Below are 26,472 nucleotides of genomic sequence, written 5' to 3'. Positions count from 1 at the left end.
GTCATGAGTTGAGAGAGGTGTGAGGTGACGGAAACAACCACGTCCACGGCACCCCGGACGGCGGGATCGGGCGAGCCGATCCTCCAGTTGCGGAGTGTCAACAAATCCTTCGGCCCGGTCCACGTCCTGCGGGACGTGAACTTCGAGGCCCACGCCGGTGAGGTCACCGCGCTGGTCGGCGACAACGGCGCCGGCAAGTCCACGCTGGTCAAGTGCATCGGTGGCACGTACTCCATCGACAGCGGCGAGTACGTGTTCGAGGGCCGCGACGTCAAGGTGCACGACCCCCGCGACGCGGCGGCGCTGGGCATCGAGATCGTCTACCAGGACCTCGCACTGTGCGAGAACCTGGACATCGTCGGCAACATGTTCCTGGGCCGCGAGCGCGTCTCCGCCTGGAAGACGCTGGACGAGAACACCATGGAGCGCCTGGCCGGGGAGACCCTGGCCGGCCTGTCGGTGCGCACCGTGAAGTCGCTGCGCCAGCAGGTCTCCAGCCTGTCCGGCGGCCAGCGGCAGACCGTGGCGATCGCCAAGTCGGTGCTGTGGAACTCCAAGGTCGTCATCCTCGACGAGCCGACCGCCGCGCTCGGCGTGGCCCAGACCGCGCAGGTCCTGGAGCTGGTGCGCCGGCTGGCCGACCGCGGCCACGCGGTCATCCTGATCTCGCACAACATGCGCGACGTGCTCGAGGTCTCCGACCGGATCGCCGCGCTGTACCTGGGCCAGATGGCCGCGCAGGTCAAGCGCTCGGACGTGACCCAGACCCAGATCGTCGAGCTGATCACCGCCGGCCGCTCCGGGGACCTGGGCCTGCAGCCCGGCACCAACGGCAACGGCAACGGCAACGGCCACGCCGAGGGCGGCACCGGCATCGCCGACGCCCTGGCCGCCGCCGAGGCCAACAAGACCGGCCCGACCGACGCGACTCCCGAGGGGGGCACGGCATGAGCAGCACCACCGAGAACCCCACCGGCACCGCGACCGGCACCGCCGCCGAGGCGGCCGGCAGCACCGGCGCGGCCGGCACGCTGCTGGCCTACGGCCGCAACCGCATCGACCGGGCCCGCGGCGGTGAGCTGGGCTCGGCCCCGGCCGTGGCCGGCCTGATCGTCCTGGTCGTCTTCTTCGCGATCGTGCAGAACGGCTTCCTGTCGCTGTACAACATCGCCAACCTGGTCACCCAGGCCGCGCCGATCATCGTGCTGGCCATGGGCCTGGTCTTCGTCCTGCTGCTGGGCGAGATCGACCTGAGCGCGGGCACCGCCTCCGGCGTGTGCGCGGCGCTGATGGCGGTCATGATCGTGCGGCACAGCCTGCCGTGGTGGCTGGCCGTGATCGCCGCCGTCATCACCGGCGCCGTGCTCGGCTTCGCCATCGGCTGGCTGCGCGCCAAGGTGCGCATCCCCTCCTTCGTGGTCACCCTGGCCGCGTTCCTGTCCTTCCAGGGCGTCGTGCTGATGCAGGTCGGCAAGGCCGGCTCGATCTCGCTGCCGGACCAGGCCGCCAAGCCGATCATCACGCTCGAGGGCTACAACAACAACCTGATGCCGCTGTGGCTGGGCTGGGTGCTGCTGGCCGTGGTGGCCGGCGGCTACGCGCTGGTCAAGCTGCGCATGTCGGTCAGCCGCCGGGCCGCCGGCCTGGAGGCCGAGCCGCCCCTGGTCACCATCGCCAAGACGGCGCTGATGGTGATCCTCGGCGCGGTCTTCGTCTACCTGCTCGGCGAGAACCGCGCGATCCAGCAGAACGCGTTCTTCAACAACCTGAAGATCGAGGGCATCCCCTGGGTCGTCCTGCTGCTGATCGTCCTCACCGTCGGCCTGACGTTCCTGCTCAGCCGCACCCGCTACGGCCGGCACGTCTACGCCGTCGGCGGCAACGACGAGGCCGCGCGCCGCGCCGGCATCCGGGTCGACCGGATCCGCATCTCGGTGTTCGTGGTCTGCTCCCTGCTGGCCGCGGTGGCCGGCATCGTGCAGGCCTCGCAGCTGGAGTCGGTGGCCTCGAACTTCGGCGCCGGCAACACCCTGCTGCTGGCCGTCGGTGCCGCCGTCATCGGCGGGACCAGCCTGTTCGGCGGTCGCGGCCGCATCATGGACGCGGTCTGGGGCGGCCTGGTCGTGGCCGTCATCCAGAACGGCATGGGCGACCTGATCAAGGGCGCGAACAGCCAGGCCTGGCAGTGGATCGTCACCGGCCTGGTGCTGCTCCTGGCGGCCGGGTTCGACGCGGCCTCGCGCCGCGTCGGCAAGGGCGACTCGCGCTGAGGCGAGAATCGGTCGGTCCCGGTCGATAATGACCGGGACCGGCTGAAACCGGCCGACACGCGCCGACATGCGCAGCGAGGAGAGAACCATGAGGGCCCGCAAGGGGTTCACCTACGGAGTGACCCAGGAGGAGCTGCGCCGGCACAACCTGTCGACCCTCTTGCGCTATGTCCACCAGCACGGGCCCACCTCGCGGGCCGTGCTCACCGCGAGCATGAGCCTGAACCGCTCGACGATCGGCGCGCTGACCGCCGACCTGTCCTCGGCCGGCCTGGTCGAGGAGGAACTGCCCGGGCAGAACCTCGGCGCCGGCCGGCCGTCGCTGGTCGTGGTGCCCAGGGCCGCGCACGTGTACGCCCTGGCCTACCAGATCGGGGTCGACTTCCTCGTCGCGGCCCGGGTGGGCCTGGGCGGCCAGGTGCTCGACCGGCGCGAGCTGTACCGCCCGCGCGGCGACTACGACCTCGAAGACGTCATGGGGCACCTGGAGCGGTTCACCGGTGAACTGCTCGCCTCCGAGGGCATCCCCGCCGGCGCCCTGTGCGCCGGCGTCGGGGCCGCGGTCCCGGCCGCCGTCCGCTCCGCCGACGGCATGCTGCGCTTCGTCCCCAACATGAACTGGGACGACTGGGGCGACGCCCCCCTCGGCGACATCCTGCACCGCCGCCTGATGGAGACCTTCGGCATCGACGCACCCGTCGCCGTCGGCAACGACGCCGACCTCGGCGCCCTGGCCGAACGCACCCGCGGCGCCGCGGTGGGCTGCGACGACCTGGTCTACGTCATCGGCGAGGTCGGCGTCGGCGCCGGGGTGATCGCCGGTGGCGAGGCCATGTCCGGCCACGACGGCTACGCCGGCGAGGTCGGGCACATGGTGGTCAACCCCTCCGGCCGGCTGTGCCGCTGCGGCGCGCGCGGTTGCTGGGAGACCGAGATCGGTGAGCCGGCCATCCTGGCCGCCGCCGGCCACGTCGACGGCCGCCGGCCCACCGTGGTCGAACTGGTCGCCGAGGCGGCCATGGGCGATGAGAAGTCGGTGCGGGCTCTGGAGCACATCGGCGGCTGGATCGCCCTGGGCGTGGCGAACATCGTGACGATCTTCAACCCCGAGATGGTGATCTTCGGCGGGCTGTTCGGCGACGTGTTCCCCGGCATCGAGGGGCAGATCCGGACGAACCTGCTGTCGGGGAGCCTGGGCGTGGTGCGCGAGGGCGTGCGCCTGGTGACGCCGGGACTCGGTGCCGACTCCACGCTGATCGGGGCCGCGGAGAAGGCTTTCGAGCCGCTGCTGGCCGACCCGCTGGGGTTCGTGCATCAGCAGGCGCTGTCCGGCGGGCGGGGAGCGGTGGCGGGCTGATCCCGCACTGACACCACACTGTTTCGGCTATGGCCGCCATGCCGGAACAGCCATCGCGCACCCCATGATCGCGCGCCTAGCCTGAGGCGCATGACAGCGAATCCCGGCAGCCCCCTGGTCCTTCTCAACCCCGGCCCGGCGTGCACGACCGACCGCGTCCGCGCCGCCCTGGGGCGCGGCGACTGGTGCCACCGCGAGCCGGAGTTCTCTCAGCTGCTGGCCTCGATCCGCTCCGGCCTGACCCGGGTGCTGAACGTCGGCGACACCCACGAGGCGATCGTCGTCACCGGCTCGGGGACCTCGGCGATGGAGATGGCCGTGATCAGCGCGGTGCGCGCCGGACGCTCGATCCTGGTGGTGCGCAACGGCGTCTACGGCGACCGGCTGGCCCGCATCGCCGAGGTCAACGGGATCACGGTGCACTCGGTGAGCGGCGAGTGGACCGAGCCGGCCGACCCCGAGGCGGTGCGCGCGGCGCTGGCCGAGCACCCGGACGTGGACGCCGTCGCGGTGGTGCAGCACGAGACCACCACCGGCATGATCAACCCGGTCGGGGCCATCGGCCGGATCGCGCGGCAGGCCGGGGTCCTGATGCTGGTGGACGCGATCAGCGCCACCGCGATCGAGGACGAGGGCCACGAGGACCTGTCCGCCGACATCATCTGCGGCACCGCGAACAAGGGACTGCACGGCCTGCCCGGCATCTCCTTCATCCTGTGCTCGGACAAGGGGATCCAGCGCCTCGCTCAGGTACCGGTCCGCTCCCTGTACCTGAACGCGAACACCTACCTCACCGGCCAGCGCAAGGGCGACGTCCCGTTCACCCCGGCCGTCCAGGTGTGCTTCGCCCTGGACGAGGCCATCAAGGAGCTGGAGGAGCGCGGCGGCGTCGCGGCGCGCGTGGCGGAGTACAAGGAGCGGGCCGGGCTGGTACGCGCCGGCCTGGAGCGCCTCGGCCTGCGAGTCCTCATCCCCGAGCAGCACCGGTCGAACTCGATCTCGATGATCTACCTGCCCGAGGGCATCACGTACACCGAGCTGCACGACGCCCTCAAGGACGAGGGCTTCGTCATCTACGCCGGCCAGGGCGACCTGGCGAAGACCTTCTTCCGGGTCTCCACGATGGGCGAACTGCCGCCGGCGACACTGGAGCGGTTCCTGGCGGCGCTGGAAACGTCCATCGCGAAGATCCGCGCCGGTCGCTGAACGGCTGCCCGTTGTCAACCTCGCGGATTAGGCTGACGGGCACGGGGCAGGAGGCGTGGGAAGTGGACCAACCGTGACGCAGCTGAACTTGCACCGCCTGTCGATCTTCCTGACCGTGGTGGAGACCGGCGGCTTCTCGGCCGCCGCCCAGAAGCTCTACATGAGCCAGCCCTCGGTCTCCAACCACGTCCGCAACCTCGAACAGTCGCTGCAGACCACCCTGATCGACCGCTCCGGCCCCCGCATCCGCCCCACCGCCGAGGGCGAAGTGCTGGTCGAGTACGCACGCCGGGTGTTCCTGCTCACCGAGGAGGCGGTCGCGGCCATCCGCGAGGTCTCCGGCGTCCAGTCCGGCCGCCTGGAGGTCGGCGGCACCACGACCGTCGGCACCTACCTGCTGCCGCGCCTGCTGGCCCGCTTCCGCGAACGCCACCGCGCCATCGAGTGCGACATCGTGGTCGGCAACAACGGCCAGATCGTGAAGCGGCTGCTGGAAGGCGAACTCGGGCTGGCGATCGTCGCCGGCCAACCCGGGGCCCCGCAGCTGAAGACCGAGACGGTCCTGGACGAGCGCCTGCTGCTGGTGGCGGCCCCGGGACACCCCCTGACGAGCACCGACGCCCCGCTGGCCCCCCAGGAACTGGCCGCCGAACGCTTCCTGCTGCGCGAACCCGGCTCCCAGACCCGCGACCTGCAAGAAGCGGCCCTCATCGGCTGGGACCTGGACGACATGGCCAAGGCCGACATGTGGGGCCCGGAGACCATCAAGCAGTCGGTCGCGGCGGGCCTGGGCATATCCCTGATCTCCGAGCACGCCATCGACGCCGAGGTCCGCGACGGACGCCTGGTGGTCCTGGAGGTGGACCCGCCGCTGCGCTCCCGGCCGGTGGTGGTCGCCTACCGGCGCGACCGGCTGCTGTCGCCGGCCGAGCGGGCGTTCCTGGGGTTGGTGCGGGGGCTGCGGACGTGGCCGGCGAGTGAGGGGGCGGCGGGCTGAGCTGCCACCCACACACCAAACGGGAGTGCCGCAAATCCCCTGGTGCCCCGCCATCGAGCCCTGACATCCTGCCTGCATGGGAATGCTCGACGCCTTCGCGGCGCGCGTCGCCACCGGCGCCGAGGTGCGCTTCCGTCCGACCGGCTCGTCGATGGTGCCGTTGATCCGCAGCCGCCAACTGGTGACCGTCGCCCCGGTGGACCCGGCCCGGCTCGAGGTCGGCGACATCGTTCTGGCGCGCGTCGCCGGCACCTGCACCGAGGTCGAGGGTGTGGCGCGGCCCGGTACCTCCGGGAAGACCATCACCAAGACCATCAGCTCTTGACGCGCACCAGCCCCTCCGCTTCCCTGGACCGATGACGGCCCAGAACGCGTGGCACCCCAGCGCCGACCAGTCCATCGCGCGCCGCAGTACGCTCGCCGACCTGCTGCGCCGCAGCGCCGCCCGCGATCCCGGCAAGCTCGCGCTGGTCTTCGGCGGCGTCCGGCAGACCTTCGCCGAGCTCGACGCGACCGTGAGCCGGGCCGCGAACGCCCTGGCCGCCCGCGGCATCCGGCGCGGCGACCGGGTCCTGCTCCTGGCGCACAACTCGCACGGCTTCGTGGTCGCCTACTTCGCGCTGGCGCGGCTCGGGGCGGTCTCCGTGCCGGTGAACTTCATGCTCGGGGCCGAGGAGATCGCCTACGTCCTCGGGCATTCCGGGGCCGTCGCCGTCATCGCCGAGGACGCGCTCGCCGACACTGCTGACCGGGCCTGGCAGGCGGCCGGGGCGGTGCCGGTACTCAAAGCCGCCATCGGTACCGGTAGGGGTGCCCCCGAAGGCTGGCTCGACTTCGAGGCCGGGTATCAGGACGCCGGCACCAACGAGCACGAGCCCGACGCCCCGGTCACCGACGACGACCCCGTCCAGATCATGTACACCTCCGGCACGGAGTCCCGCCCCAAGGGCGCCGTCATGTCCACCCGCAACCTGACCGCCCAGTACACCAGCGCCATCGTCTCCGGCGACATGTCCGCCGACGACATCGAAGTCCACGCCCTGCCGCTCTACCACTGCGCGCAGCTCCACTGCTTCCTCACCCCGGACATCCAGCTCGGCGCCACCAGCATCGTCCTGCCCGGCGCCGACCCGGCGACGATCCTGCGCACCATCGAGCAGGAGGGCGCGACCAAGTTCTTCTGCCCGCCGACCGTCTGGATCGCGTTGCTGCGCCATCCCGACTTCGACAGCCGCGACCTCAGCACTCTGCGCAAGGGCTACTACGGCGCCGCCGCGATGCCCGTCGAAGTCCTGGCCGAACTGCGCCGACGCCTTCCCGACCTGCGGCTTTACAACTTCTACGGCCAGACGGAGATGTCTCCGGTGGCCACCGTCCTCGGCCCCGGCGACCAGGAACGCAAGCCGGGCTCGGCGGGCCGCGCCGCGCTCAACGTCGAGACCCGCGTGGTCGACGACGACGGCGACGAGGTCCCGCGCGGCGAGGTCGGGGAGATCGTGCACCGCGGTCCGCACACCATGCTCGGCTACTGGGACGACCCCGAGCGCACCGCCGAAGCCTTCCGCGGCGGCTGGTTCCACAGCGGCGACCTCGGTGTCATGGACGACGAGGGCTACCTGCGCGTCGTGGACCGCAAGAAGGACATGATCAAGACCGGCGGCGAGAACGTCGCCAGCCGCGAGGTCGAGGAGACCGTCTACCAGCACCCCGCCGTCGCCGAGGTCGCGGTGTTCGGCGTGCCGGACCCGTACTGGATCGAGATGGTGTGCGCGGCGGTGGTCGTGAAGCCGGGGGAGCGGCTGGAGCCCGCGGACGTCGTCGAGTTCTGCCGGGCGCGGCTGGCCGGGTTCAAGACGCCCAAGAAGGTGGTCATCGTCCCCGCGCTGCCGAAGAACCCCTCGGGCAAGGTCCTCAAGCGCGAGCTGCGGGAGACTCACGCGAGCTGATGACCTCGCGCAAGCTCATAACCCTGACCAGTAGGTCCTTTATAGACGGAAAACTTACGTCCTGTGAGTAGCTTCGTCACCATGAGTGAACGAAGGACACGGACGACTCACTGGCGCGCGTGGTGTGCGCTGCTGACCGCCGGCCTGCTCGCCGGGGCCTGTACGACGGGCTCCTCGCCACACCACGGCGCGACCGCCTCCGGCCCGGCGTCGTCCCCGGCTTCCTCGCCCCTGCCCTCGGGCGTGACGGCGCTGCCCGCGGGCCTGGCCGCCGGCGCGCCGGCCGGCGCCGGCAAGATCCAGCACATCGTCGTGATCATGCAGGAGAACCGGAGTTTCGATTCGTACTTCGGGACCTACTCCGGTGCGGACGGGATCCCGGCCGGGGTCTGCGTCCCCGACGCCGCGACCAAGAAGTGCGACCCGCCGTTCCACGACGGCAACGTGGTGAACCACGGCGGCCCGCACGGCCAGGCCAACGCCGCCGCCGACATCGACGGCGGCAAGATGGACGGCTTCGTCGACCAGGTCGCCGCCAAGGGCGACGCCCAGAGCGCACAGTGCGCGAATCCTGATGATCCCAACTGTGTCCCGGCTGGCGAGCCGGACGTCATGGGCTGGCACGACGCCCGCGAGATCCCCAACTACTGGGCCTACGCGCAGCACTTCACCCTGCAGGACCACATGTTCGAGCCGAACGCCTCGTGGTCGCTGCCGGCGCACCTGTTCATGGTCTCGGAGTGGTCGGCGCACTGCACCAAGGCCAACGACCCGAGCAGCTGCACCAACGCCCTGCAGAACCCCGGCATGAAGAACTACGCCTGGACCGACTTGACCTACCTGATGTACCGCGCCGGCGTCAGCTGGGGCTACTACCTGGTCAGCGGCAGCGAACCGGACTGTGAGGACGACGCCCAGACCTGCGCCCCGGTGAAGCAGGACGCGAAGACGCCGGGGATCTGGAACCCGCTGCCGGCCTTCTCCACCGTCAAGGACGACGGCCAGGTCGGCGACATCCAGTCGGTCGACAACTTCGTCACCGCCGCCGGGAAGGGCACCCTGCCGCAGGTCTCGTGGGTCGTGCCCGCCCAGCAGGTCAGCGAACACCCGCCGGCGTCCATCGACGACGGCCAGGCCTACGTCACCAGCCTGGTCAACGCGGTCATGAAGGGCCCGGACTGGAGCTCCACGGCCATCTTCCTGTCCTGGGACGACTGGGGCGGCTTCTACGACCACGTGGCCCCGCCGGCCGTGGACGGCAACGGCTACGGACTGCGCGTGCCCGGCATCGTCATCAGCCCGTACGCCAAGGCGGGCACCATCGACCACCAGACGCTCAGCTTCGACGCCTACGACAAGCTGATCGAGGACCGGTTCCTGAAGGGCCAGCGCCTGGACCCGGCCACCGACGGCCGGCCCGACCCGCGGCCCGACGTGCGCGAGGTCGCCTCGCAGCTGGGGGACCTGTGGAAGGACTTCGACTTCGCCCAGCAGCCGGTCGCGCCGCTGGTGCTGTCCGAGCACCCCGCGCCGGGGCCGGCCAGCCGGTAGGCCGCCGATGGACACCCGCCGTCCCACGGAGGCGGCCGAGTGCCCAGGTCACTGGCGAATGTGATGGAGTAATCCGGTAAGCCCCCACACACCCCACGGATAGTGAGGACCGCCGGACATGGCGCGATTCAAAGTAGGCGTGCAACTGCGCCCCCAGCACACCGACATCACCGCCCTGCGCGAGGCGTGGCAGCGTGCGGACGAGCTCGGTGCCGACTCCATCTGGACCTGGGACCACTTCTACCCGCTCTCCGGGGACCCGGAGGGCACCCACTTCGAGGGTTCCAGCCTGCTCGCCGCGATGGCCGTGACCACCACGCGGGCCCGCTTCGGCATGCTCGTGTACTGCAACAGCTACCGCAATCCCGAGCTGCTGGCCGACATGGCGCGGACCGTTGACCAGCTCTCCGGCGGCCGCCACATCCTGGGCATCGGGGCCGGCTGGTTCGAGCGCGACTACGACGAGTACGGCTACGAGTTCGGCACCGCACCGGAGCGGCTGCGTGCGCTGAGGGACGCGCTGCCGCGGATCAAGGAGCGCCTGGGCAAGCTCAAGCCGGCCGCCCCCAACCTGCCGATCATGATCGGCGGCGGCGGGGAGAAGGTGACGCTGCGGCTGGTGGCGCAGTACGCCGACCTGTGGAACACCTTCGGCCCGGTGGAGAACTTCCGGCACAAGAACGAAGTGCTCAACGAGTGGTGCGCGAAGGTCGGCCGGGACCCCAAGGCCGTGGAGCGCACCGTGATGATCCGGGACGACGAGATCGACAACTTCCAGGCCTACCTGGACGCCGGCGCGGACCACATCATCGTCGGCGGTGACTACCCGTTCCCGCTGGAGAACGTGCAGCGGCTGCTGGAGCACGCGCGCGACTGAGAAGCCGGACGAAAACATCAGGGGCCTGGTTCGCTGTGAACCAGGCCCCTGATTGCTTAGCTATCCGCCTTCGCCTTCCGCTTCAGCCGCTACGGCAGCGTCCACTTCTGGGCGTTAGTCCCGTTGCAGGTGTAGATCTGCAACTGCGTGCCGTCGGTCGTGCTGCTGTTCGGGTCGTCCAGGCACTTGCCGGACTGCGGGTTCAGCAGCGAGCCGTTGGACTGCTGCTGCCAGACCTGGGATCCGGTGCCGTTGCAGGTGTACAGCTGGATCAGCGTGCCGTTGGCGGTACCGCCGTTGGTCACGTCCACGCAGCCGCCCATGACGCCCAGGCTGCCGTTGGAGTTGACGGTGAACTGCTGCGCGACCGAGCCGTTGCAGGTCCACAGCTGGATGTGCGTGCCGTTGGCGGTGCCGCGGCTGCTGTCGTCGGCGCACTTGCCGGAGATGCCCGAGGTGATCGGCCCGGTGTTGCTGCCGGAGCTGCTCTGGTCGTAGGACGGCGGCGCGTCGCCGGCGGCGGTGCCCCAGGAGGACGCCGACGAGCCGAGCGTGAAGTCCAGCGTGACGCCGGACTTCCAGGTCGAGGCCGGCAGCCAGGTGTGGGTGCTGGCCGTGCCGTTCACGTTCAGCGACTGCACGTAGTAGTTGCTCGCCGAGGCGGCCGGGGCGTTGATCGTGATCGTGTTGCCGGAGTCCAGGTGCACGACGGCCTGCGTGAACAGCGGGCTGTTGAACGCCAGGTCCGCGCTGCCCGGGGTCACCGGGTAGATGCCCAGGGCGCCCCAGACGTACTGCGAGGACATGGTGCCCAGGTCGTCGTTGTTCGGGAAGCCGGAGGGAGTGTCCTGGTACAGCTGGTTCAGGACGCGGTTCACGACCGACTGGGTGTGCGAGGGCTCGCCGGTCCAGTCGTAGAACCAGGGGGTGCCCAGGTCCACCTCGTTGGACAGGAACGACTGGTCGGAGTTGGTGCTGTTGAAGGTCTGGAAGTAGTAGTCCAGCGCCGAGTTGATCGCGCTGTTGCCGCCGTACTTCGCGGCCAGGCCGGCCTGGTCGAAGCCGACGTCGAAGCGGTTCTGGGCGGCCGTGGACTCGGTGAAGCCGGTCGTGGTGCCGGTGGTGATGGCGTCGAAGTTGCCGTTGGACTCCACCGGGTTCAGCAGGTTGTTGGCCGGGTTGAAGAGGTGCTTCCAGTTGTTGGCCCGGATGTTGAACTTGGTGGCGTTCGCCGAGTCGCCCATGGCCGAGGCGAAGCGGGACAGCGCGAAGTCGGCGTTGTCGTACTCGATCAGGCTGGAGGCCGAGTCGCGGACGTTGCAGCAGCCCAGCGACCCGGTGTAGAGGTCGGAGGGCAGGTAGCCGTAGGTGTTCTCCAGCGAGGTGCCGCGGCGCACGTTGTTGTTGGTCGTGGCCTCGGTGAGCATGTCCGACAGCGCTGTCGACGTGTCGAAGTTCGTGCCGCCGAAGGCGTAGTAGTTCGAGATCGCCGCGGTGGCCGGGTCACCGTCCATGACCCAGTTGTAGAAGTTCATGAACCCCCACTGCGGGAACGTCCCGCCCTGGGCGTAGTCGTTGACCAGCGACTGGGCCTGGTCTGAGGCGACCGAGGGATCGACGAAGGCGTCGAGCTGGGTCTGGCCCTTGTAGACGTCCCAGCCGGAGAACTGGTCGTACTGCGCGTGGCCGGACGGCGCGGTGTGCACGGCGTTGTCGAAGCCCATGTACTGGCCGTTGACGTCGGTCACGGTGTTCGGGTGCAGCAGCGCGTGGTAGAGCGAGGTGTAGAACAGCTGCTGCTGGGTGGCCGTGCCGCCGGCTATCTGGATCTTGCCCAGCTGTGCGTTCCAGGCGTTGTGCGCCGCGGTCTGCACCGTGGAGAAGTTGAACCCCGACTGCTCGGCGGCCAGGTTCGCGGAAGCGTTTGCGGCCGAGACGTAGGACAGGCCCACCTTGGCCTGCACCACCGGGTTGGAGGTGGTGTTGAAGTTCAGGAACACCGAGTTCGGGCCGGGCTGGCCGCTCTCGGTGACGATCTGCGAGGAGGTGAAGGACTGGTCGAAGACCATGTCGAAGTGCAGCGTGTAGCTGCCGGTCTCGCCGCAGAAGCCGCCGGAGGTGGCGGTCCCGGTGACCTCGTTGGTGCCGACGATCTGCGCGCTGGTGGCGGTGGTGCCGTTCTCGCTGTCCAGCAGCTTGAGCAGGACGTCGGCCTGGGTGGTGGCCGGGAAGGTGAAGCGGGCTATGCCGGTGTGCGCGGTGGTGGTCAGCTCGGTCTTCACCGGGGTCGAGCCGGTCTTCACGGTGTAGTACCCGGCGTTGCCGGTCTCGCTGCTGTGGTCCAGGGACTCGGTGAGCACGCCCGGGTCGCCGGAGGGCAGGCCGCCGGTGAACGGCAGCACCGGCACGTCGCCCATCGCGCCGCAGCCGGGGCCGGCCATGTGCGTCAGGGAGAAGCCGCGGGTGCTGGTGGCCCCGTAGTCGTAGCCGCCGCCGTCGTTGCGGCTGCCGTTGGGGGAGTCCGGGCTCCACTGCACCATGCCGAAGGGGGAGTCGGCGCCCGGGAAGTCGTTGCCGCCGCCGGAGGTCATCGCCAGGGTGTTGACCGTCGAGGCCGGATCGGCGACGAAGGCGGCCTTGACGGCCTTCGTGCTGGCGTCTGCGGCGCCCGTGGACAGGCCCGCGGTGGCCAGCGCGGCCGCGGCCACCAGGGCCCCGGCGGATATCAGGGAGCTGCGGCGCCGAGGTGGGCGCCCTGTGCGGTTCGGACTGGTCACGATGTCTCTTCTCTGGACGGACTGACTCAGTATGTTGTGAACGTTCACAGGCATCGGGGATTGTCTGGCCCCTGAGAAGAGTTGTCAATGGGGCGCGCTACTGAATCACGGATGGTAACGTTAACCAGCCGAACTAGGAGGTCGGATGACAGCGCGGCCCACGATGAAGGACGTGGCGCAGGCGGCGGGGGTGTCACTGATGACGGTCTCGCGCGTGGTGGCCGGCGAGACCGGTGTGGCCCCGCAGACCGCCGCCCGGGTCGAGGAGGCGATCAGAGCACTGGGATACCAGCGTAACGACATCGCCCGCAATCTCAGACGCAAGGCGCAGGATTCGCGCACCATCGGCCTGGTGGTCGACGACCTGGCGAACCCGTTCTTCTCCGCCCTGGCCCGCTCGGTCGAGGACGAGGCCTACCGCCGCGGCTTCCTGGTCCTGGTCGGCAGCACCAACGACGACCCGCGCCGGGAGCGCGACGTGGTCTCGGCCTTCAGCGCCCGCCAGGTCGACGGCCTGGTCCTGGTCCCCACCAACGGCAACCGCCCCTTCTTCCGCGCGCAGATGGCCCGCGGCGTGAAGGTGGTCTGCGTCGACCGCCCGGCCACCGGCCTGGACGTGGACTGCGTCGCGGTGGACAACCGCGCCGGCACCGCCACCGCGGTCCGCCACCTGCTGGACCGCGGCCACAGCCGCATCGCCTACCTCGGCGACCGCCAGGAGATCTGGACCCAGCGCGAACGCTTCGCCGGCTACGAGCAGGCCATGGCCGCCGCCGGCCTGGCCGTCGACCCGGCCCTGGTCCGCCACGGCTTACGCGGCGTCCCCGAAGCCGCCGCCGCCATCGCCGCCATGATGGCCGCCCCCAACCCGCCGACCGCCGTCTTCAGCGGCAACGACCTGGTCACCCTCGGCGCGGTGGAGGCCGGAGCCTCCCGCCGCCTGGCCCTGGTCGGCTTCGACGACTTCCTGCTCGCGGACAAACTGGACCCGCCGATATCAGTGGTCAGCCAGGACCCCGCGGCCCTGGGCCGCACCGCCGCGCAGCTGCTGTTCGGCCGCATCGACGGCGACGACGCCGCCGCCCGCTCGGTGGTGCTCGCGACCCGGTTCGTGGACCGCGGGTCCGGCGGACAGGCGGTGGGGCCGCCGCTGCCGGGCGGGTATGCGGTGGGGCAGGCTGCTGGGGATTAGCCGGGCGGCGCGTGCCGGGCGGCTGCGGGCCGACGTGCGGCGTGCTGTGGCAGACGGGCCGGCGGGTGTGCGGCGTGCTGTCGCGACCGGCCGGCCGGCCGGTGTGGCGAGCTAGGCTGCTGCGATCTGGTTGGCCGCCGTGATCGTTGGCGCGGCGAGCTGTAGCCGGCTAGCCCGCCAGCGCAGCCGTCAGCGCCACCGCGATCTCATCCATCCGCTCGGCCGTGAGGGCCTCGTCCTCATCGCGCCCGAGCAGCCCGAACACCCGCGGCCCCCGCAGCTCCGGTGCCAACTCCGGGCTGCGGGGGACGATGTGGAAGTGCACGTGCAAGTACCCGGCCGCCTCGGCGAACTGCGCCACGTACGTCTTCTCGCAGCCGGTCACCGCGTGCAGCGCGCGCGACAGCCGGACCTGCCAGGCGCCGAGGCCCGCGGCCTCGGCGTCGGTCAGCTCGGCGATCGTCGTGACGTGGCGGCGCGGCACCAGGACCAGCCAGCCCGGGAGGGCTGTTCCGAGCGCGTGTGCCGCGCGCCAGTGTTCGTCGTGGGCGATGCGTTCGCGGGGTGGCAGGTCCGCGAGGCGGGCGTCGTTGCGGCAGCTGAAGCAGTCGGGGTCGTGGGTCATGGGCCCGACTCTAGGTCCGCCGCGGCTTGTGGATCTATGAGAACGCCGACAGGCAGTTCGTCGGCGTCGCGTGCGCCGGGTCCAGCGCGTTGACGGTCTCGTGCAGCGCGATCTTGTCGGTGGTGCCGATGGTCACGTGCTCGGACAAGTCGGTGGCGCACAGGTTCTGCAGCACGACGTTGTGCACGTTCGGTCCGTTCAGGGCCTGCGACTGCCACGGCGTGACGACCTCGTCGTACACCGTGGAGATCACCGTGTACTGCACGCCGGGCACGGTGTCCCCGCCGGCGTTCAGCTGCTGCATCAGCGGCGAGCCGACGATCTGGTCGGTGCACGCCGGGCACGCCGTGCCGATCAGGCCGATCGCGCCCGGGAAGTAGTCGGCGGCCAGCGTCTCGATGCCGTCGAGGTCGGTGCCGTGGTTGGACGGCGCCAGGCCCACGAGGGTGTGCACCTTCGCGGCACCGCCGAGGAACTTCAGGTAGTAGCGGGGCATCATCCCGCCCTGGCTGTGCCCGACGATGTCGACCTGCCAGGCGCCGGTGGCCCCGAGTACCTGGTCGACGTAGTCGGCGAGCTGTTGCGCGGACTGCGCGACCGGCGCCAGGCCGTGGAATACCGGGATGCCGGGTTCCTGGCCGTAGTCGAGCTCGAAGACGCAGAAGCCGCGCGAGGCGATGTAGGGCGCGCCCACCAGCCAGTTGTCACCGGCGTTGGCGAACGTGCCGTGCACCAGCACCACCGGTCGGGGGTGCGCGGCGCTGGGCCTGCAGGAGAAATCGTTGATCCCCGACGAGGTGACGGCCTGGGCCGGGGCGGCCAGCGCCAGGAACGGCACGGCCAGGAGCAATACGGAAATTGCGTGGGCGATGCGGTGTCTACGCATACTGACTCCCTGTGGAACGACCGGGGCGAACGGTTCGAGTGAGCAGGGTCACACGCGCGTGGTTACCGGTCGGTAAAGCTACTCGCAGGTAGCCAGGAAGTCACGAAGTCATGGCAGTTCCTTTGCCGAGTTGCACACTGCCTCTACCAGGTCGATCACCCGCACAGCCTCCGCAGCGGCACATGTCACCGACTCATCACCGAGTCGGTACGCCTTCGCCTTCGCGCACAGATCCGCGTACTCCGGGAACAGCTTCGCCGTGTAGTCCGCGGACGCCTCCTTCGAGATGACCTCGCCGGTGGCGATCGTCGCGTGCAGCCGCCCCGGCCCGGTCGCCTCCCAGGCCAGCAGGTGCGGGTCGACCGAAGCATCAGGATCCTGCTTCGAGAAATGCGGCCGGTGCCCGACATGCGTGCGCCAGTACGACTCCAGGTTCCCCCGGTTCCACTCCCGCAGCCACGCCGGATCCGGGGCGACCCGCAACTCCGAGGCCCTCGGCCCGCGCAGCGTGATCCCGTGCTTGGCCAGGATCGCCCACAACACCGGATCGGTCCTGTGCCCCTCGGGCTGGAAGACCCCGTCCACCGCGAACGGAACTCTCACCTCGCTGCGGGCACCGAGCAGATCCGGCGTGACGTAAAGCGCGTCGCTGTGCGCACCGTCGGCGCGCGTGGCCTCCAGCACGGCGTGCATCTCGCCGACCATCGCCAGATCCGAGGCGTTCATCGGACGGTCCAGCACCACCAGCACGTCCAGATCACTGCGGCCGGGCCGCCAACTGCCGAGCGCGGCGGAACCGACGACGTAGACCCCGCGCACCATGTCCGGCGCGAGGGTCGCCTCCAAGGCCTTCAGATACCGGTCTGCCGCCTGCTCGTAAGCCATCTTCGGAGCTTAACAAGGTCACTTCTGGGACCGGTGACGAACGCGAAACGGGCCGGCCGACTCCCCCCTCGGAGTCGGCCGGCCCGCCGGTGACGCAGATCCCTGGCTCAGTCGACCTCGGCCAGGGCCTGCGCGAACTGGGCCGCGTACAGCCGCGAGTACGCCCCGTCGGCGTCCAGCAGCTGCGTGTGCGTCCCCTTCTCCACGATCCGGCCGTTCTCCATGACCAGGATCATGTCGGCGTCGCGGATCGTGGACAGCCGGTGCGCGATGACGAACGAGGTCCGCCCCTCGCGCAGCTTGTTCATCGCGCGCTGGATGAGCACCTCGGTGCGGGTGTCGACCGAGGAGGTCGCCTCGTCCAGGATCAGGATCGCCGGTTCGGCCAGGAAGGCCCGGGCGATCGTGATCAGCTGCTTCTCGCCGGCCGAGAGGTTCGAGCCCTCCTCGTCGATGACGGTGTCGTAGCCGTCCGGCAGCGTGCGCACGAAGTGGTCCACGTGCGTGGCCGCCGCGGCGGTCTGGATCCGCTCCATCGAGGCGCCCTCGGTGCCGTAGGCGATGTTGTCGGCGATGGTGCCGCCGAACAGCCACGCGTCCTGCAGCACCATGCCGGTCTGATCCCGCAGGTACTCCCGCGACATCAGGGCCGTGTCGACGCCGTCGAGCAGGATCGCGCCGGAGTCCACCTCGTAGAACCGCATCAAGAGGTTCACCAGTGTGGTCTTGCCGGCGCCGGTCGGGCCGACGATGGCCACGGTCTGCCCCGGCTGCACGGCCAGCGACAGGTCCTCGATCAGCGGCCGGTCGGCGGAGTAGCTGAAGTTCACGTCCTGGAACTCCACGCGCCCCAGGACCTGCTCCAGCTCCACCGGCTGCTCCGGCTCCGGGGACATCTCCTCGGCGTCGAGGATCTGGAAGATCCGCTCGGCCGAGGCCACCCCGGACTGCATCATGTTGGCCATCGCCGCGACCTGCGACAGCGGCATGCTGAACTGCCGCGTGTACTGGATCGAGGCCTGGACGCTGCCGAGCGACAGCGCGCCGGCCGAGACCCGCAGACCGCCGACCACCGCGACCAGCACGTAGGTTACGTTGCCGAGGAACATCATCGCCGGCTGGATCAGGCCACTGATGAACTGGGCCTTGAAGCTGGCGTCGTTCAGCGCGTCGTTCTGCTTCTTGAACTCCGCCGCCGACTCCTCCTGCCGCCCGAACGCCTTCACCAGCTGGTGGCCGGTGTACATCTCCTCGATGTGCGCGTTCAGCCGGCCGGTGGCCGCCCACTGCTTGACGAACTGCGGCTTGGACTTCTTGCCGATCCGCCCGGCGACGAACACCGACACCGGCACCGTCGCGATCGCGATCAGACCCAGCAGCCAGGAGGTCCACAGCATGAAGGCGGTCACGCCGATCAGCGTGAACACCTGCATCACCACCTGCGCCAGCGACTGCTGCAGGGACTGTCCCAGGTTGTCCACGTCGTTGGTGGCTCGGGACAGCACCTCGCCGCGCGGCTGCTTGTCGAAGTAGGACAGCGGCAGCCGGCTCAGCTTGACCTCGATGTCGGCGCGCAGCCGGGTGATCGCGCGGTTCACCACCACGATCACCAGCCGCGACTGGACCATCATGCAGACGAAGACCAGGACGTAGATCCCCAGCAGGATCAGCAGGACATGGCCGACCTCGGTGAAGTCGATGCCGTGGCCCGGCGTGAAGTTGATGGACTTCAGCAGGCTCGCCTGCGTGCCGTGCCCGGTGTCCTGCAGCCGCTGGATGATCTCCTGCTTGGTCGGGTACTGACCGTTCGGACCCGGCTTGGCCTGGCGGCCGATGACGCCGGCGAAGATCAGGTCGGTGGCCTTGCCCAGAAGCTTCGGACCCCAGACCGACATCCCGACGCCCAGGGCCGCCATCACCATCGAGACGATCAGGATCTTGCGTTCCGGACGCAGGTAGGACAGCAACCGGCGCGAGGAGCCCTTGAAGTCCTTGGACTTCGCGGCCGGACCCGACATGAACGCCGCCGGGCCGCGCAGCGCGCCGCCCTGCTGCGGACGGGGCGCGTCGCCCTCGCTCTCGGTCTCCAGGCGCTCGCCGTCGGGGCCGGACGCGCCCGGGGCCGGCGGCTTCTTCGCCGCTTCCGGCTTGGCACCGTTCTGCGTGGTGCCGTTGGCGGTGGCGCCGTTCTGGCTCGCGCCGTTCTGCGTGGCGCCGCTCGCGCCGTTCGCAGCCGCGCCGTTCACTTCGGCACCGTGCTCCGCGCCGTTCTGGCCCGCGCCGTTCTGGCTCGCGCCGTTCTGGCTCGCGCCGTTCTGGCTCGCGCCGTTCTGGCCGGCGGAGTCGTCGGCGCTCCCCGTGTTCCCCGTGTTCTCCGTGCTCATGCCGCGGCCTCCTCTTCGGTGAGCTGCGAGAGCACGATCTCCCGGTAGGTCTCGTTGGATTCCATCAGCTCGCTGTGGGTCCCGGACCCGACCACCACGCCCTGGTCCAGGACGATGATCCGGTCCGCGTTGCGGATTGTGGACACGCGCTGCGCGACGATGACCACCGTGGACTCCCGCGTCTGGTCCACCAGCGCGGCGCGCAGCCGCGCGTCCGTGCTGTAGTCCAGGGCTGAGAACGAGTCGTCGAACAGGAAGATCTCCGGCTTGTGCACCAGCGCGCGGGCGATCGCCAGGCGCTGCCGCTGGCCGCCGGAGACGTTGGTCCCGCCCTGCGCGATCGGCGCGTTCAGCTTCTCGGGCATGCGCTCGACGAAGTCCCGGGCCTGCGCGGTCTCCAGCGCCTGCCACAGCTCCTCCTCGGAGGCGTCGGGCCGGCCGTAGCGCAGGTTGGAGGCGATGGTCCCGGTGAACAGGTACGGCTTCTGCGGCACGATCGCGATCGACTCGGTGAGCTTCTTCGGGTCCATCTCGCGCACGTCCACGCCGTCCACCAGCACCGCGCCGTCGGTGACGTCGGCCAGCCGGGGCACCAGGTTCAGCAGCGTGGTCTTGCCCGCGCCGGTGGAGCCGATGATCGCGGTGGTCTCGCCGGGCCGGGCGTTCAGCGAGACGTTGTTCAGCACGCAGTCCTCGGCGCCGGGGTACTTGAAGCTGGCCCCGCGCAACTCCAGCGTGCCGGAGATCTGCGGCGCCACGGACGCGGTCGGCGGGACGACGCTGGACTCGGTCTCCAGCACCTCGCTGATGCGGTCGGCGCAGACCGCGGCGCGCGGCACCATCATGAACATGAAGGTGGTCATCATGACCGACATCAGGATCTGCATCAGGTAGCTCAGGAACGCGGTCAGCGAGCCGATCTGCATGCCGCCGGAGTCGATGCGGTGCGCGCCGAACCACAGCACGCCGACGCTGGCGAAGTTCACGATGGTCATCACGACCGGGAACATCAGCGCCATCAGTTTGCCGACCCGCAGCGAGATCTCCAGGATGGCGTCGTTGGCCTGGCCGAAGCGCTCGTTCTCCTGCTCGTCCTTGACGAAGGCGCGGATGACGCGGATGCCGGTGATCTGCTCGCGCATCACGCCGTTGATCTTGTCGATGCGCACCTGCACGATCCGGAACAGCGGGCCCATCCGCCGGATGATGATCCCGATCGCGATGGCCAGCGCCGGGATGATCGCGACCAGCAGCCCGGACAGCGGCACGTCCTGGCGCAGCGCCAGGATCACCCCGCCGACCAGCATCACCGGGGCCGCGGCGGCCATGGTGAAGGTCATCAGGACCACCATCTGCACCTGCAGCACGTCGTTGGTGGTGCGGGTGAGCAGCGAGGGCGCGCCGAACCGGCCCACCTCGCGGGTGGAGAAGGCCTGCACCCGGTCGAAGATCGCGCCCCGCAGGTCCCGGCCCAGCGCCGTCGCGGTCTTCGCCCCGAAGTAGACCGCGCCGATCGAGCAGGAGATCTGCAGCAGCGAGAACACAAGCATCAGGGCGCCGGTCTTGAGCACGTAGCCGGTGTCGCCCTTGACCACCCCGTCGTCGATGATGTCGGCGTTCAGGGTGGGCAGGTACAGCGCGCACAGCGTCTGGACGAACTGAAGCGCCAGGACGAGCGAGATCGGCCCTCTGTACGGTCGCAGGTATTGTTTCAGGATTTTGACAAGCATAAGGATCGTCCCATCTGGCTCGGCAGGCCGGCTTGCGGTGGCAGTCGGCGTGACCGGGCGAGCACTGTATGCGAAATCAGAGGTCTTCGTTTTCCGGTAAACTGGCCTCCGGCGGGGAGGGGATTCCCGGCTGGTCGCCCAGCGCGGCGGCGGTGCGGACCGCCTGGCGCAGCAGGGCAGTGTAGGGGGCCTGGACGTCCTCGCGCAGCCAATATCTGGTCGCCACCCGCACCGCGCCGCTCACCGCGGCCGCGACGATCCGGGGCAGCAGGTCCTCGTTCTCATCCAGCCCCAGCCGGGCCGCGATCGCCGGCGTCAGCTGGTCTTCGAGCTGGGTCATCGCCTCCAGGAAGTGCGGGCGCACCCCCTTCTCGGCCATGACCTTGCGGAGCGCCTCCTTGCTGTAGCTCCCGTCGGCCATGATCGCGCGCAGTTTGCGCACGCTGGCCTTGTCCGGCTCGTGGCCCAGCGTGAACTCCGCGACGACCGCCTCGGCCAGCGCGACGTCGAAGGGCTCCTCGGCCGGCCGTTCGCTGAAGGCGAACGCCACCCGCCGCGCGCGGTCGCCCGGCAGCGCGCCGAGCGCGGCCTCGCGGCTGTGGAAGTAGTTGTGGAACGTGCGCGCGGAGACCCCGGCGCGTTCGGCGATCTCGTCGGGGCTGACGTTCTGCAGACCGTCGTTCTCCAAGGTGAGCTGCAGAGCTGCCTGGGTGATGCACTTGCGGGTCTCCAGGCGTTTGCGCTCGCGCCGGGAGCCCTCTTCGTTCTCGTTCGCGGACACGGCTCCACCTTCTCCTGAACTTGCGCTCAGCGCAATTATATTTTTGCGCTCGGCGCAGGTTTTCAGCCCGCGGCCGCTTCCCGCCGGCCCGCGCGCAGCGTTCTGGCGGTCCAGATCAGCTGGTCCAGCAGGCCCTCCACGGCCTTGTCGCGGTTGTCGCTGGGGCGCGGCCAGGACTGGTCCTCGGCGAACTGGGTCCAGAACTCGGTGAAGCTGATCGTGTCCCGGATCGGCACCGCGGACAGCTCGATGAAGACGTGGCGCAGCTGCTGGACCGCGCGAAGGCCCCCGGAGACGCCGCCGTAGGAGACGAACGCGACGGGCTTGCGGCTCCACTCGCCGTGGTACCAGTCGATCGCGTTCTTCAGCACCGCCGGGAAGCTGTGGTTGTACTCCGGGGTGACGATCACGAACGCGTCCGCGCCGGCCAGGCGCGGGGCCAGGGCGGTGACCGGCTCGGGGCGCGGCGCGCCGAACCCGGTCATGGTCAGCGGCAGATCCGCCTCGGCCAGATCGACGATGTCCAGGTCGAGTTCGGGGCGGCGCTCGGCGGCCTGGCGGACGAACCAGTCGGTGACGGTCGGGCCGAAGCGACCGTCGCGGGTGCTGCCGATGATGACGGCCACGCGCAGCGGATCGGTGTCCTCCCCGCCGGTCCCGGTCACGGTGGCGGCGGTTCCGGCGGTGCCGGTGCCGGTGCCGGTGGCGGTGGTGATGGTCACGGCGGTCATGGTGATCCCCTGGTATGTGTACGGTGTACGCGCTGATGCGTACACCGTACATCGATGCGTACGCTGTACACAAGATGACCCCATGGGAGGCTTCAGGCATGGCGAAGACCAAGAGCGGGACCGCACCGTCCCCGGAAGGCGGCGACGCCCCGCCGACCATCTGGGAGCGCATCGACGCGCCCCGCACGGCCCGCAGCACCCTCACCCACGAGCAGATCGCCGAGGCCGCCGTCGCCCTGGCCGACGCCGAGGGCCTGGACGCGGTCTCCATGCGCCGACTGGCCGAGCGCCTCGGCGTGGCCACCATGGCGCTGTACCGCTACGTCGACAGCAAGGACGAACTCCTGGAGCTCATGACCGACGCGGTGACCGCCGCCACCCCGCTGACCGCCGACCCCGCCGACTGGCGCGCGATCTTCCGCGAGGCCGCCCGCCGCCGCCGCGAGACCGCCCTGGCGCACCCCTGGCTCCCGGCGGCCCACGCCCAGGTCCCGACCACCCTGACCCCCAGCCGCAACGTGGTCCTGGAGCGCATGCTCGCCGCCCTGGAGCCGCTGCCGCTGACCGGCGACCAGAAGATGCAGCTCATCAGGGCGCTGGACGCCTACGCCCGGGGCGCGGCCGACGGCGAGGTGAACCAGCGCATGATGCTGGAGCGGCGCGGCTACGGCGCCGACGGCGATGTCAGGATGCTGCTGCGCTCCAACATGGAGTGGCTGCTGCGCAGCGGCCGGTTCCCGCGGTTCGCCGACCTGGTGAAGGCCGGGCTGTCGCCGGTGGACGCGGTGGAGGAGTTCGACCTGGGCCTGGAGGCGATGCTCGACGGGCTGGCGGCGCGCTTCGGGATCTGAGCCCCTGCCTCACCCCGGGATCTGAGCCCCCTGCCTCACCCCGGAATCTGCTCGGAGGGGTCCACCAGCCGCTTCACCGCGATCTCGCGCGGATACTCGCCGGTCGCCACCTCGTGCTCGGCCCGCCGCAGCGCGGCCTGCTGCACCGCCTCCACCGCCGCCTCGGCCGCCGGCGTGGTCCGGTACAGGGCCCGGACCAGGTACGAACCGGTGACCGGGAGGTCGGTGATGATGACGTTGTCCAGGGCGTCGGCCAGGTAGCGCGGCACCAGGACCGCACCGAGGCGGGCCCTGGCCAGCGCCTGCACCGAATACGGGTTCCGCGCCAAGTGCTCGACCGACGGCACGACGCCGTGTTCGGCGGCGAAGCGCGCGAAGCACCGGCCGCGTGCGGAGTCCGGGATAGCGGCGATCCAGGGCCGGCCGCTCAGCTCCGCGGCGGTCGCCGGCGGCTCCCAGTCGTCCGGGACGGCGATCCGGTATTCGGCCTCGATGATCACCCGGGCCGCGCAGCCGGGCGGCAGGGCCACGGCGGTGGTCCGGTCGTCGGTGAGGATCAGGACGTCCAGGGCGCCCAGCCGCAGATCGGCCAGCCCCGGTCCGGACTCGGTCTCCCGCACGGCCGGCTCCAGCTCCGGCCGGGTGCGGGCCAGTAGCGCGACGGTCTCGGCGGCCAGCGTCACGACCTTGCCCGGCACCGCGCCGATCGTCACCGGGCCCCGGGCCCGGCCGGTCACCGCCGCCAGCTGGCGCTCGGCCTCGGCCAGGGTCGAGGCCAGCGCCTCGCCGGCCCGGGCCAGCACCAGCCCGGCGGCGGTCAGCTCCACCTGCCCGCGGCGGCCGGCGCCGCGTTCGGCCAGCGCGGTGCCGGCCTCCTGCTCCAGCCGGTTCAGCTGCTGGGAGACCGCCGACGGGGTGTGGCCGAGGATCCGCGCCGCACCGGCCAGGCTGCCGGCTTCGGCGACGGCTTGCAGGATCAGCAGTCGGCGGGGATCGATGTCCACGAAAGCAATTAACGGTGCTTCGCATCGTCGTGAGCAAGTCTTGGCCGGTCGTGCCGGTCGCGTCGGTCGCGTCGGTCGTGCCGGTCGCCGTTCTCCGCGACCAGGGCCTCGCCGATCCGGCTGCGCACATACAGCACATACCGCCCGGTCCGGTGGGCATCGACGAGCCCCGCGTCGCGCAAGGCCGTCAGATGCTGCGACACACCGCCGGCCGACAGACCGGTACGGCGGGCGAGATCCGTGGTCGAGGCGGGCGCGTCGAGTTCGGCCAGCAGCCGCGCGCGCCCCTTGCCCAGGACGGCCGCCAGGGCCGCCGGAGCGTCGCCGCCACCGCGTTCCCACAACGCGGCCACCCCGCGCGGCGGGTAGCGCAGGGCCGGCTGGTACGCGGGCACGATCAGGGAGAACACCCGCGGCCAGATGAACACCGACGGCACGAGCAAAAGCCCCTGCCCGGACAGGGATCTGCGGCCCGAGGAACGGCGGTGCGCGATCCGCAGCGTGTCGTTGTCCCACGCCAGGCTGGCGTCGAGGTCGTCGAACAGTCGCGTCAGGCCGCCGTCCAGCAGCCGGCGCGCGCGGTACAGGACGTCGGCTTCGTAGATGGTCATGATGCGCGGCCAGTACGGCGCCAGGGCGACGGCGAAGAAGTCCGTTACGCTCGCGGCGAGCCCGGCGAGCTGCTTCTCAGGGTCCTGGCACAACGCGTCGAGGCGCGGCGAGGGGTCGAGATGGGCGATGCCCTCCCGGATGCTCTGCGGCGGGGTGGCTCGCAGCGCCCGCAGCTCCAGATCCAGATCGGGCACCGGTGTCGTGGGCGGCGGCGCGAGGAACGCCGGGATGCGGACCGCGGGGACCAGATCGGACAACAACCCCCAGTCGACGCCCGCGGTGGCCAGCCGGTCCCGCGCCGACGCCGCCCATCCGGCGTGCAGCGGATGATCGCCGGGATACTTCAGCACCCGCACCGCCGCGACCGCCTCCCACAGCGGGGAGAAGGCGAAGCGGGTGCGTGCCACATCCGCCGTGGTGAACTCGACTTCCAGCACGCTCGCCGCCTCTTGCCCCCTGCGAACCCGTCCGATTCGCTCCTGGCTAAATCTATCGAGGGCGGGGGCGCCCCCGCGCGATCGTTCGACCATGACGATCGAGATCCGCGAATCCCTTTCCGCGCCTGCCGAACCCGCCGCGAAGCCCGCCGGCCTGGTCCGCGTCAACCACGCCTTCCGCCACGTCTACACCGCCGCGGCGATCAGCAGACTCGGCACCGCGGTGGGCACGCTGGCGATCCCGCTCGTCGCCCAACTGGTGCTGCACGCCTCGGCCACCGGCATCGGGGTGCTGGCCGCCCTGAACACCGGCGCGTTCCTGCTGATCGGCCTGCCCGCGGGCGTGTGGGTGGAGCGGATGCGGCGCCGTCCGCTGCTGATCGCGGCGGACTTGGCCCGGGCGGCGGCTTTCGGCTCGGTGCCGGTCGCGGCGTTGTGCGGGGTGCTGACCTACTTCTGGCTGTGCGCGGTGGTGTCCGTCGCGGGGGTGGCGACCGTGTTCTTCGACGTCGCCTCGCTGAGCTACCTGCCGCACATCGTCGGGCGCGACCGGCTGGTCGAGGCGAACGCCTCGCTGGTCGGGATGGACGCGGTCGGCCAGATCGCCGGCCGGGGCCTGGCCGGTCTGCTCGTGCAGGCGCTGACCGCGTCCGGCGTCGTCGCCCTCGACGCGGTCAGCTACCTGGCCTCGGCGCTGTTCCTGATGCGGGTGCGCAAGCCGGAGCCGGTGCCGGCGGCGGCCGCCGACCAGAGGCGTGATCTGCGGGCCGAGATGCTGGAGGGGCTGCGCTTCGTGCTCGCCGACCGCGTGCTGCGACCGCTGGTCCTCAAGGGCGCGCTCGCCAACCTGGCGACCATGCTGGTCCTCACGCTGCTGCCGACCTGGTTCGTGCTGCGGCTGGGGACGGCGCACGGTCCGTCGCTGCTCGGCCTCTTCCTCGCGCTGGGGGCCGTCGGATCGCTGCTCGGGGCCCGCTCGGCGCCGTGGCTGGGGCGCCGTTTCGGCGCGGCGCGGACGATGTGGCTGGCGAGCCTGGTGACCGCGCCGATCAGCCTGCTGATCCCGTTCCTCGGGCGCGGACCGTGGCTGGTGGTCGCGGGGCTGGCGTGGGCGGTGACGCTCGGCCGGGTCGGCGTCGACAACGTCCTGGGCGTCAGCCTGCGGCAGACCGCGGCGCCGGAGGCGATGGCCGGGCGGGTGAACGCGACCTTCCGCTTCCTGCTGTTCGGCGCGCTGTCCCTGGGCTCGCTGCTCGCCGGAGCCATCGGCGCGACGCTGGGGATCCAGGCCTGCCTGTGGGCCGGCGCGATCGGATTGGCGCTGCTGTGGGTGCCGGTGTACTTCTCGGGGCTGCGGGCGCAGAGATGAGCCG

General features: G+C 70.5%; 22 protein-coding genes. 12 read left to right on the top strand and 10 right to left on the bottom strand.

Features of this window, described 5'->3' with window-relative positions; all coding sequences use genetic code 11:
- Nucleotides 1-24 precede the first annotated feature (24 nt).
- The 9 genes from ABH926_RS05375 (at nt 25) to ABH926_RS05335 (ending at nt 10,204) form a co-directional block, all read left to right on the top strand.
- Nucleotides 25-951, top strand: a complete 927-nt coding sequence (locus ABH926_RS05375) for an ATP-binding cassette domain-containing protein (protein ID WP_370364212.1) — start codon at nt 25-27, stop codon at nt 949-951.
- Nucleotides 948-2,270 carry a sugar ABC transporter permease gene (locus ABH926_RS05370; RefSeq protein ID WP_370364211.1) on the top strand — a complete coding sequence of 441 codons (1,323 nt, stop codon included), beginning with the start codon at nt 948-950 and terminating at the stop codon, nt 2,268-2,270. Before ABH926_RS05375 ends, ABH926_RS05370 begins: the two co-directional genes overlap by 4 nt.
- A gap of 88 nt (nt 2,271-2,358) precedes the next feature.
- On the top strand, nt 2,359-3,627 hold the full coding sequence (locus ABH926_RS05365; protein WP_370364210.1) for an ROK family protein: 1,269 nt from the start codon (nt 2,359-2,361) through the stop codon (nt 3,625-3,627).
- A 90-nt stretch (nt 3,628-3,717) separates the two neighbouring features.
- The gene (locus tag ABH926_RS05360; RefSeq protein ID WP_370364209.1) at nt 3,718-4,833 is read left to right on the top strand and encodes an alanine--glyoxylate aminotransferase family protein; all 1,116 of its coding nucleotides are present in this window, start codon (nt 3,718-3,720) and stop codon (nt 4,831-4,833) included.
- Between the two features lie 73 nt (nt 4,834-4,906).
- Nucleotides 4,907-5,830, top strand: coding sequence for a LysR family transcriptional regulator (locus ABH926_RS05355; protein ID WP_370364208.1), 924 nt, complete (start codon nt 4,907-4,909; stop codon nt 5,828-5,830).
- A 76-nt stretch (nt 5,831-5,906) separates the two neighbouring features.
- Nucleotides 5,907-6,155 carry a hypothetical protein gene (locus tag ABH926_RS05350; RefSeq protein ID WP_370364207.1) on the top strand — a complete coding sequence of 83 codons (249 nt, stop codon included), beginning with the start codon at nt 5,907-5,909 and terminating at the stop codon, nt 6,153-6,155.
- A gap of 31 nt (nt 6,156-6,186) precedes the next feature.
- On the top strand, nt 6,187-7,776 hold the full coding sequence (locus tag ABH926_RS05345; RefSeq protein WP_370364206.1) for an acyl-CoA synthetase: 1,590 nt from the start codon (nt 6,187-6,189) through the stop codon (nt 7,774-7,776).
- 81 nt (nt 7,777-7,857) lie between these two features.
- Nucleotides 7,858-9,327 carry an alkaline phosphatase family protein gene (locus ABH926_RS05340; RefSeq protein WP_370364205.1) on the top strand — a complete coding sequence of 490 codons (1,470 nt, stop codon included), beginning with the start codon at nt 7,858-7,860 and terminating at the stop codon, nt 9,325-9,327.
- A 118-nt stretch (nt 9,328-9,445) separates the two neighbouring features.
- Nucleotides 9,446-10,204, top strand: coding sequence for an LLM class F420-dependent oxidoreductase (locus ABH926_RS05335; RefSeq protein ID WP_370364204.1), 759 nt, complete (start codon nt 9,446-9,448; stop codon nt 10,202-10,204).
- An 89-nt stretch (nt 10,205-10,293) separates the two neighbouring features.
- On the opposite strand, the gene ABH926_RS05330 is transcribed toward ABH926_RS05335, so the two are convergent.
- Nucleotides 10,294-12,981, bottom strand: coding sequence for a GH92 family glycosyl hydrolase (locus ABH926_RS05330; RefSeq protein ID WP_370364203.1), 2,688 nt, complete (start codon nt 12,979-12,981; stop codon nt 10,294-10,296).
- 145 nt (nt 12,982-13,126) lie between these two features.
- On the opposite strand from ABH926_RS05330, the gene ABH926_RS05325 reads away from it, so the two are divergent.
- Nucleotides 13,127-14,173 carry a LacI family DNA-binding transcriptional regulator gene (locus tag ABH926_RS05325; RefSeq protein WP_370364202.1) on the top strand — a complete coding sequence of 349 codons (1,047 nt, stop codon included), beginning with the start codon at nt 13,127-13,129 and terminating at the stop codon, nt 14,171-14,173.
- Between the two features lie 169 nt (nt 14,174-14,342).
- Here the strand turns inward: ABH926_RS05325 and ABH926_RS05320 are convergent, their stop codons facing one another.
- From ABH926_RS05320 to ABH926_RS05290, 7 genes are all read right to left on the bottom strand, one after another.
- Nucleotides 14,343-14,798, bottom strand: coding sequence for an HIT family protein (locus ABH926_RS05320; RefSeq protein WP_370364201.1), 456 nt, complete (start codon nt 14,796-14,798; stop codon nt 14,343-14,345).
- A 34-nt stretch (nt 14,799-14,832) separates the two neighbouring features.
- Nucleotides 14,833-15,684 (bottom strand): esterase/lipase family protein, encoded by an 852-nt coding sequence (locus tag ABH926_RS05315; RefSeq protein ID WP_370364200.1) that lies wholly within the window; start codon nt 15,682-15,684, stop codon nt 14,833-14,835.
- A 108-nt stretch (nt 15,685-15,792) separates the two neighbouring features.
- Nucleotides 15,793-16,569 (bottom strand): nucleotidyltransferase domain-containing protein, encoded by a 777-nt coding sequence (locus ABH926_RS05310; protein WP_370364199.1) that lies wholly within the window; start codon nt 16,567-16,569, stop codon nt 15,793-15,795.
- A gap of 107 nt (nt 16,570-16,676) precedes the next feature.
- The gene (locus tag ABH926_RS05305; RefSeq protein ID WP_370364198.1) at nt 16,677-18,953 is read right to left on the bottom strand and encodes an ABC transporter ATP-binding protein; all 2,277 of its coding nucleotides are present in this window, start codon (nt 18,951-18,953) and stop codon (nt 16,677-16,679) included.
- Entirely contained in the window at nt 18,950-20,683 is a 1,734-nt protein-coding gene (locus tag ABH926_RS05300; RefSeq protein ID WP_370364197.1) for an ABC transporter ATP-binding protein, read from the bottom strand. The genes ABH926_RS05305 and ABH926_RS05300 overlap by 4 nt, the downstream gene beginning before the upstream one ends.
- A gap of 76 nt (nt 20,684-20,759) precedes the next feature.
- The gene (locus ABH926_RS05295; RefSeq protein ID WP_370364196.1) at nt 20,760-21,464 is read right to left on the bottom strand and encodes a TetR/AcrR family transcriptional regulator; all 705 of its coding nucleotides are present in this window, start codon (nt 21,462-21,464) and stop codon (nt 20,760-20,762) included.
- Nucleotides 21,465-21,526: 62 nt separating this feature from the next.
- Nucleotides 21,527-22,195, bottom strand: a complete 669-nt coding sequence (locus ABH926_RS05290; RefSeq protein ID WP_370364195.1) for an NADPH-dependent FMN reductase — start codon at nt 22,193-22,195, stop codon at nt 21,527-21,529.
- A 98-nt stretch (nt 22,196-22,293) separates the two neighbouring features.
- On the opposite strand from ABH926_RS05290, the gene ABH926_RS05285 reads away from it, so the two are divergent.
- Nucleotides 22,294-23,046 (top strand): TetR/AcrR family transcriptional regulator, encoded by a 753-nt coding sequence (locus tag ABH926_RS05285; protein WP_370364194.1) that lies wholly within the window; start codon nt 22,294-22,296, stop codon nt 23,044-23,046.
- 35 nt (nt 23,047-23,081) lie between these two features.
- Here ABH926_RS05285 and ABH926_RS05280 read toward each other — a convergent pair whose 3' ends face one another.
- Entirely contained in the window at nt 23,082-24,050 is a 969-nt protein-coding gene (locus tag ABH926_RS05280; protein WP_370364193.1) for a LysR substrate-binding domain-containing protein, read from the bottom strand.
- 8 nt (nt 24,051-24,058) lie between these two features.
- The gene (locus tag ABH926_RS05275) at nt 24,059-25,099 is read right to left on the bottom strand and encodes a DUF5937 family protein (RefSeq protein WP_370364192.1); all 1,041 of its coding nucleotides are present in this window, start codon (nt 25,097-25,099) and stop codon (nt 24,059-24,061) included.
- A gap of 91 nt (nt 25,100-25,190) precedes the next feature.
- Between ABH926_RS05275 and ABH926_RS05270 the strand changes: the two genes are divergently transcribed.
- Nucleotides 25,191-26,468 (top strand): MFS transporter, encoded by a 1,278-nt coding sequence (locus tag ABH926_RS05270; RefSeq protein ID WP_370364191.1) that lies wholly within the window; start codon nt 25,191-25,193, stop codon nt 26,466-26,468.
- The last annotated feature ends 4 nt before the right edge of the window (nt 26,469-26,472 follow it).

The organism is Catenulispora sp. GP43, from assembly GCF_041260665.1.
In the GTDB taxonomy this organism is placed as follows: domain Bacteria; phylum Actinomycetota; class Actinomycetes; order Streptomycetales; family Catenulisporaceae; genus Catenulispora.
The sequence above is the reverse complement of the archived record's forward strand: the minus strand, read 5'-3'. Positions and strand labels throughout refer to the sequence as shown.

Bases quoted from the DNA above. Each gene is read 5' to 3' on its own strand.
- ABH926_RS05320 (WP_370364201.1), bottom strand. From the start codon at position 14,798: ATGACCCACGACCCCGACTGCTTCAGCTGCCGCAACGACGCCCGCCTC.
- ABH926_RS05360 (WP_370364209.1), top strand. From the start codon at position 3,718: ATGACAGCGAATCCCGGCAGCCCCCTGGTCCTTCTCAACCCCGGCCCG.
- ABH926_RS05315 (WP_370364200.1), bottom strand. From the start codon at position 15,684: ATGCGTAGACACCGCATCGCCCACGCAATTTCCGTATTGCTCCTGGCC.
- ABH926_RS05310 (WP_370364199.1), bottom strand. From the start codon at position 16,569: ATGGCTTACGAGCAGGCGGCAGACCGGTATCTGAAGGCCTTGGAGGCG.
- ABH926_RS05325 (WP_370364202.1), top strand. From the start codon at position 13,127: ATGACAGCGCGGCCCACGATGAAGGACGTGGCGCAGGCGGCGGGGGTG.
- ABH926_RS05270 (WP_370364191.1), top strand. From the start codon at position 25,191: ATGACGATCGAGATCCGCGAATCCCTTTCCGCGCCTGCCGAACCCGCC.
- ABH926_RS05305 (WP_370364198.1), bottom strand. From the start codon at position 18,953: ATGAGCACGGAGAACACGGGGAACACGGGGAGCGCCGACGACTCCGCC.
- ABH926_RS05300 (WP_370364197.1), bottom strand. From the start codon at position 20,683: ATGCTTGTCAAAATCCTGAAACAATACCTGCGACCGTACAGAGGGCCG.
- ABH926_RS05285 (WP_370364194.1), top strand. From the start codon at position 22,294: ATGGCGAAGACCAAGAGCGGGACCGCACCGTCCCCGGAAGGCGGCGAC.
- ABH926_RS05350 (WP_370364207.1), top strand. From the start codon at position 5,907: ATGGGAATGCTCGACGCCTTCGCGGCGCGCGTCGCCACCGGCGCCGAG.
- ABH926_RS05340 (WP_370364205.1), top strand. From the start codon at position 7,858: ATGAGTGAACGAAGGACACGGACGACTCACTGGCGCGCGTGGTGTGCG.
- ABH926_RS05335 (WP_370364204.1), top strand. From the start codon at position 9,446: ATGGCGCGATTCAAAGTAGGCGTGCAACTGCGCCCCCAGCACACCGAC.
- ABH926_RS05370 (WP_370364211.1), top strand. From the start codon at position 948: ATGAGCAGCACCACCGAGAACCCCACCGGCACCGCGACCGGCACCGCC.
- ABH926_RS05345 (WP_370364206.1), top strand. From the start codon at position 6,187: ATGACGGCCCAGAACGCGTGGCACCCCAGCGCCGACCAGTCCATCGCG.
- ABH926_RS05290 (WP_370364195.1), bottom strand. From the start codon at position 22,195: ATGACCGCCGTGACCATCACCACCGCCACCGGCACCGGCACCGGCACC.
- ABH926_RS05365 (WP_370364210.1), top strand. From the start codon at position 2,359: ATGAGGGCCCGCAAGGGGTTCACCTACGGAGTGACCCAGGAGGAGCTG.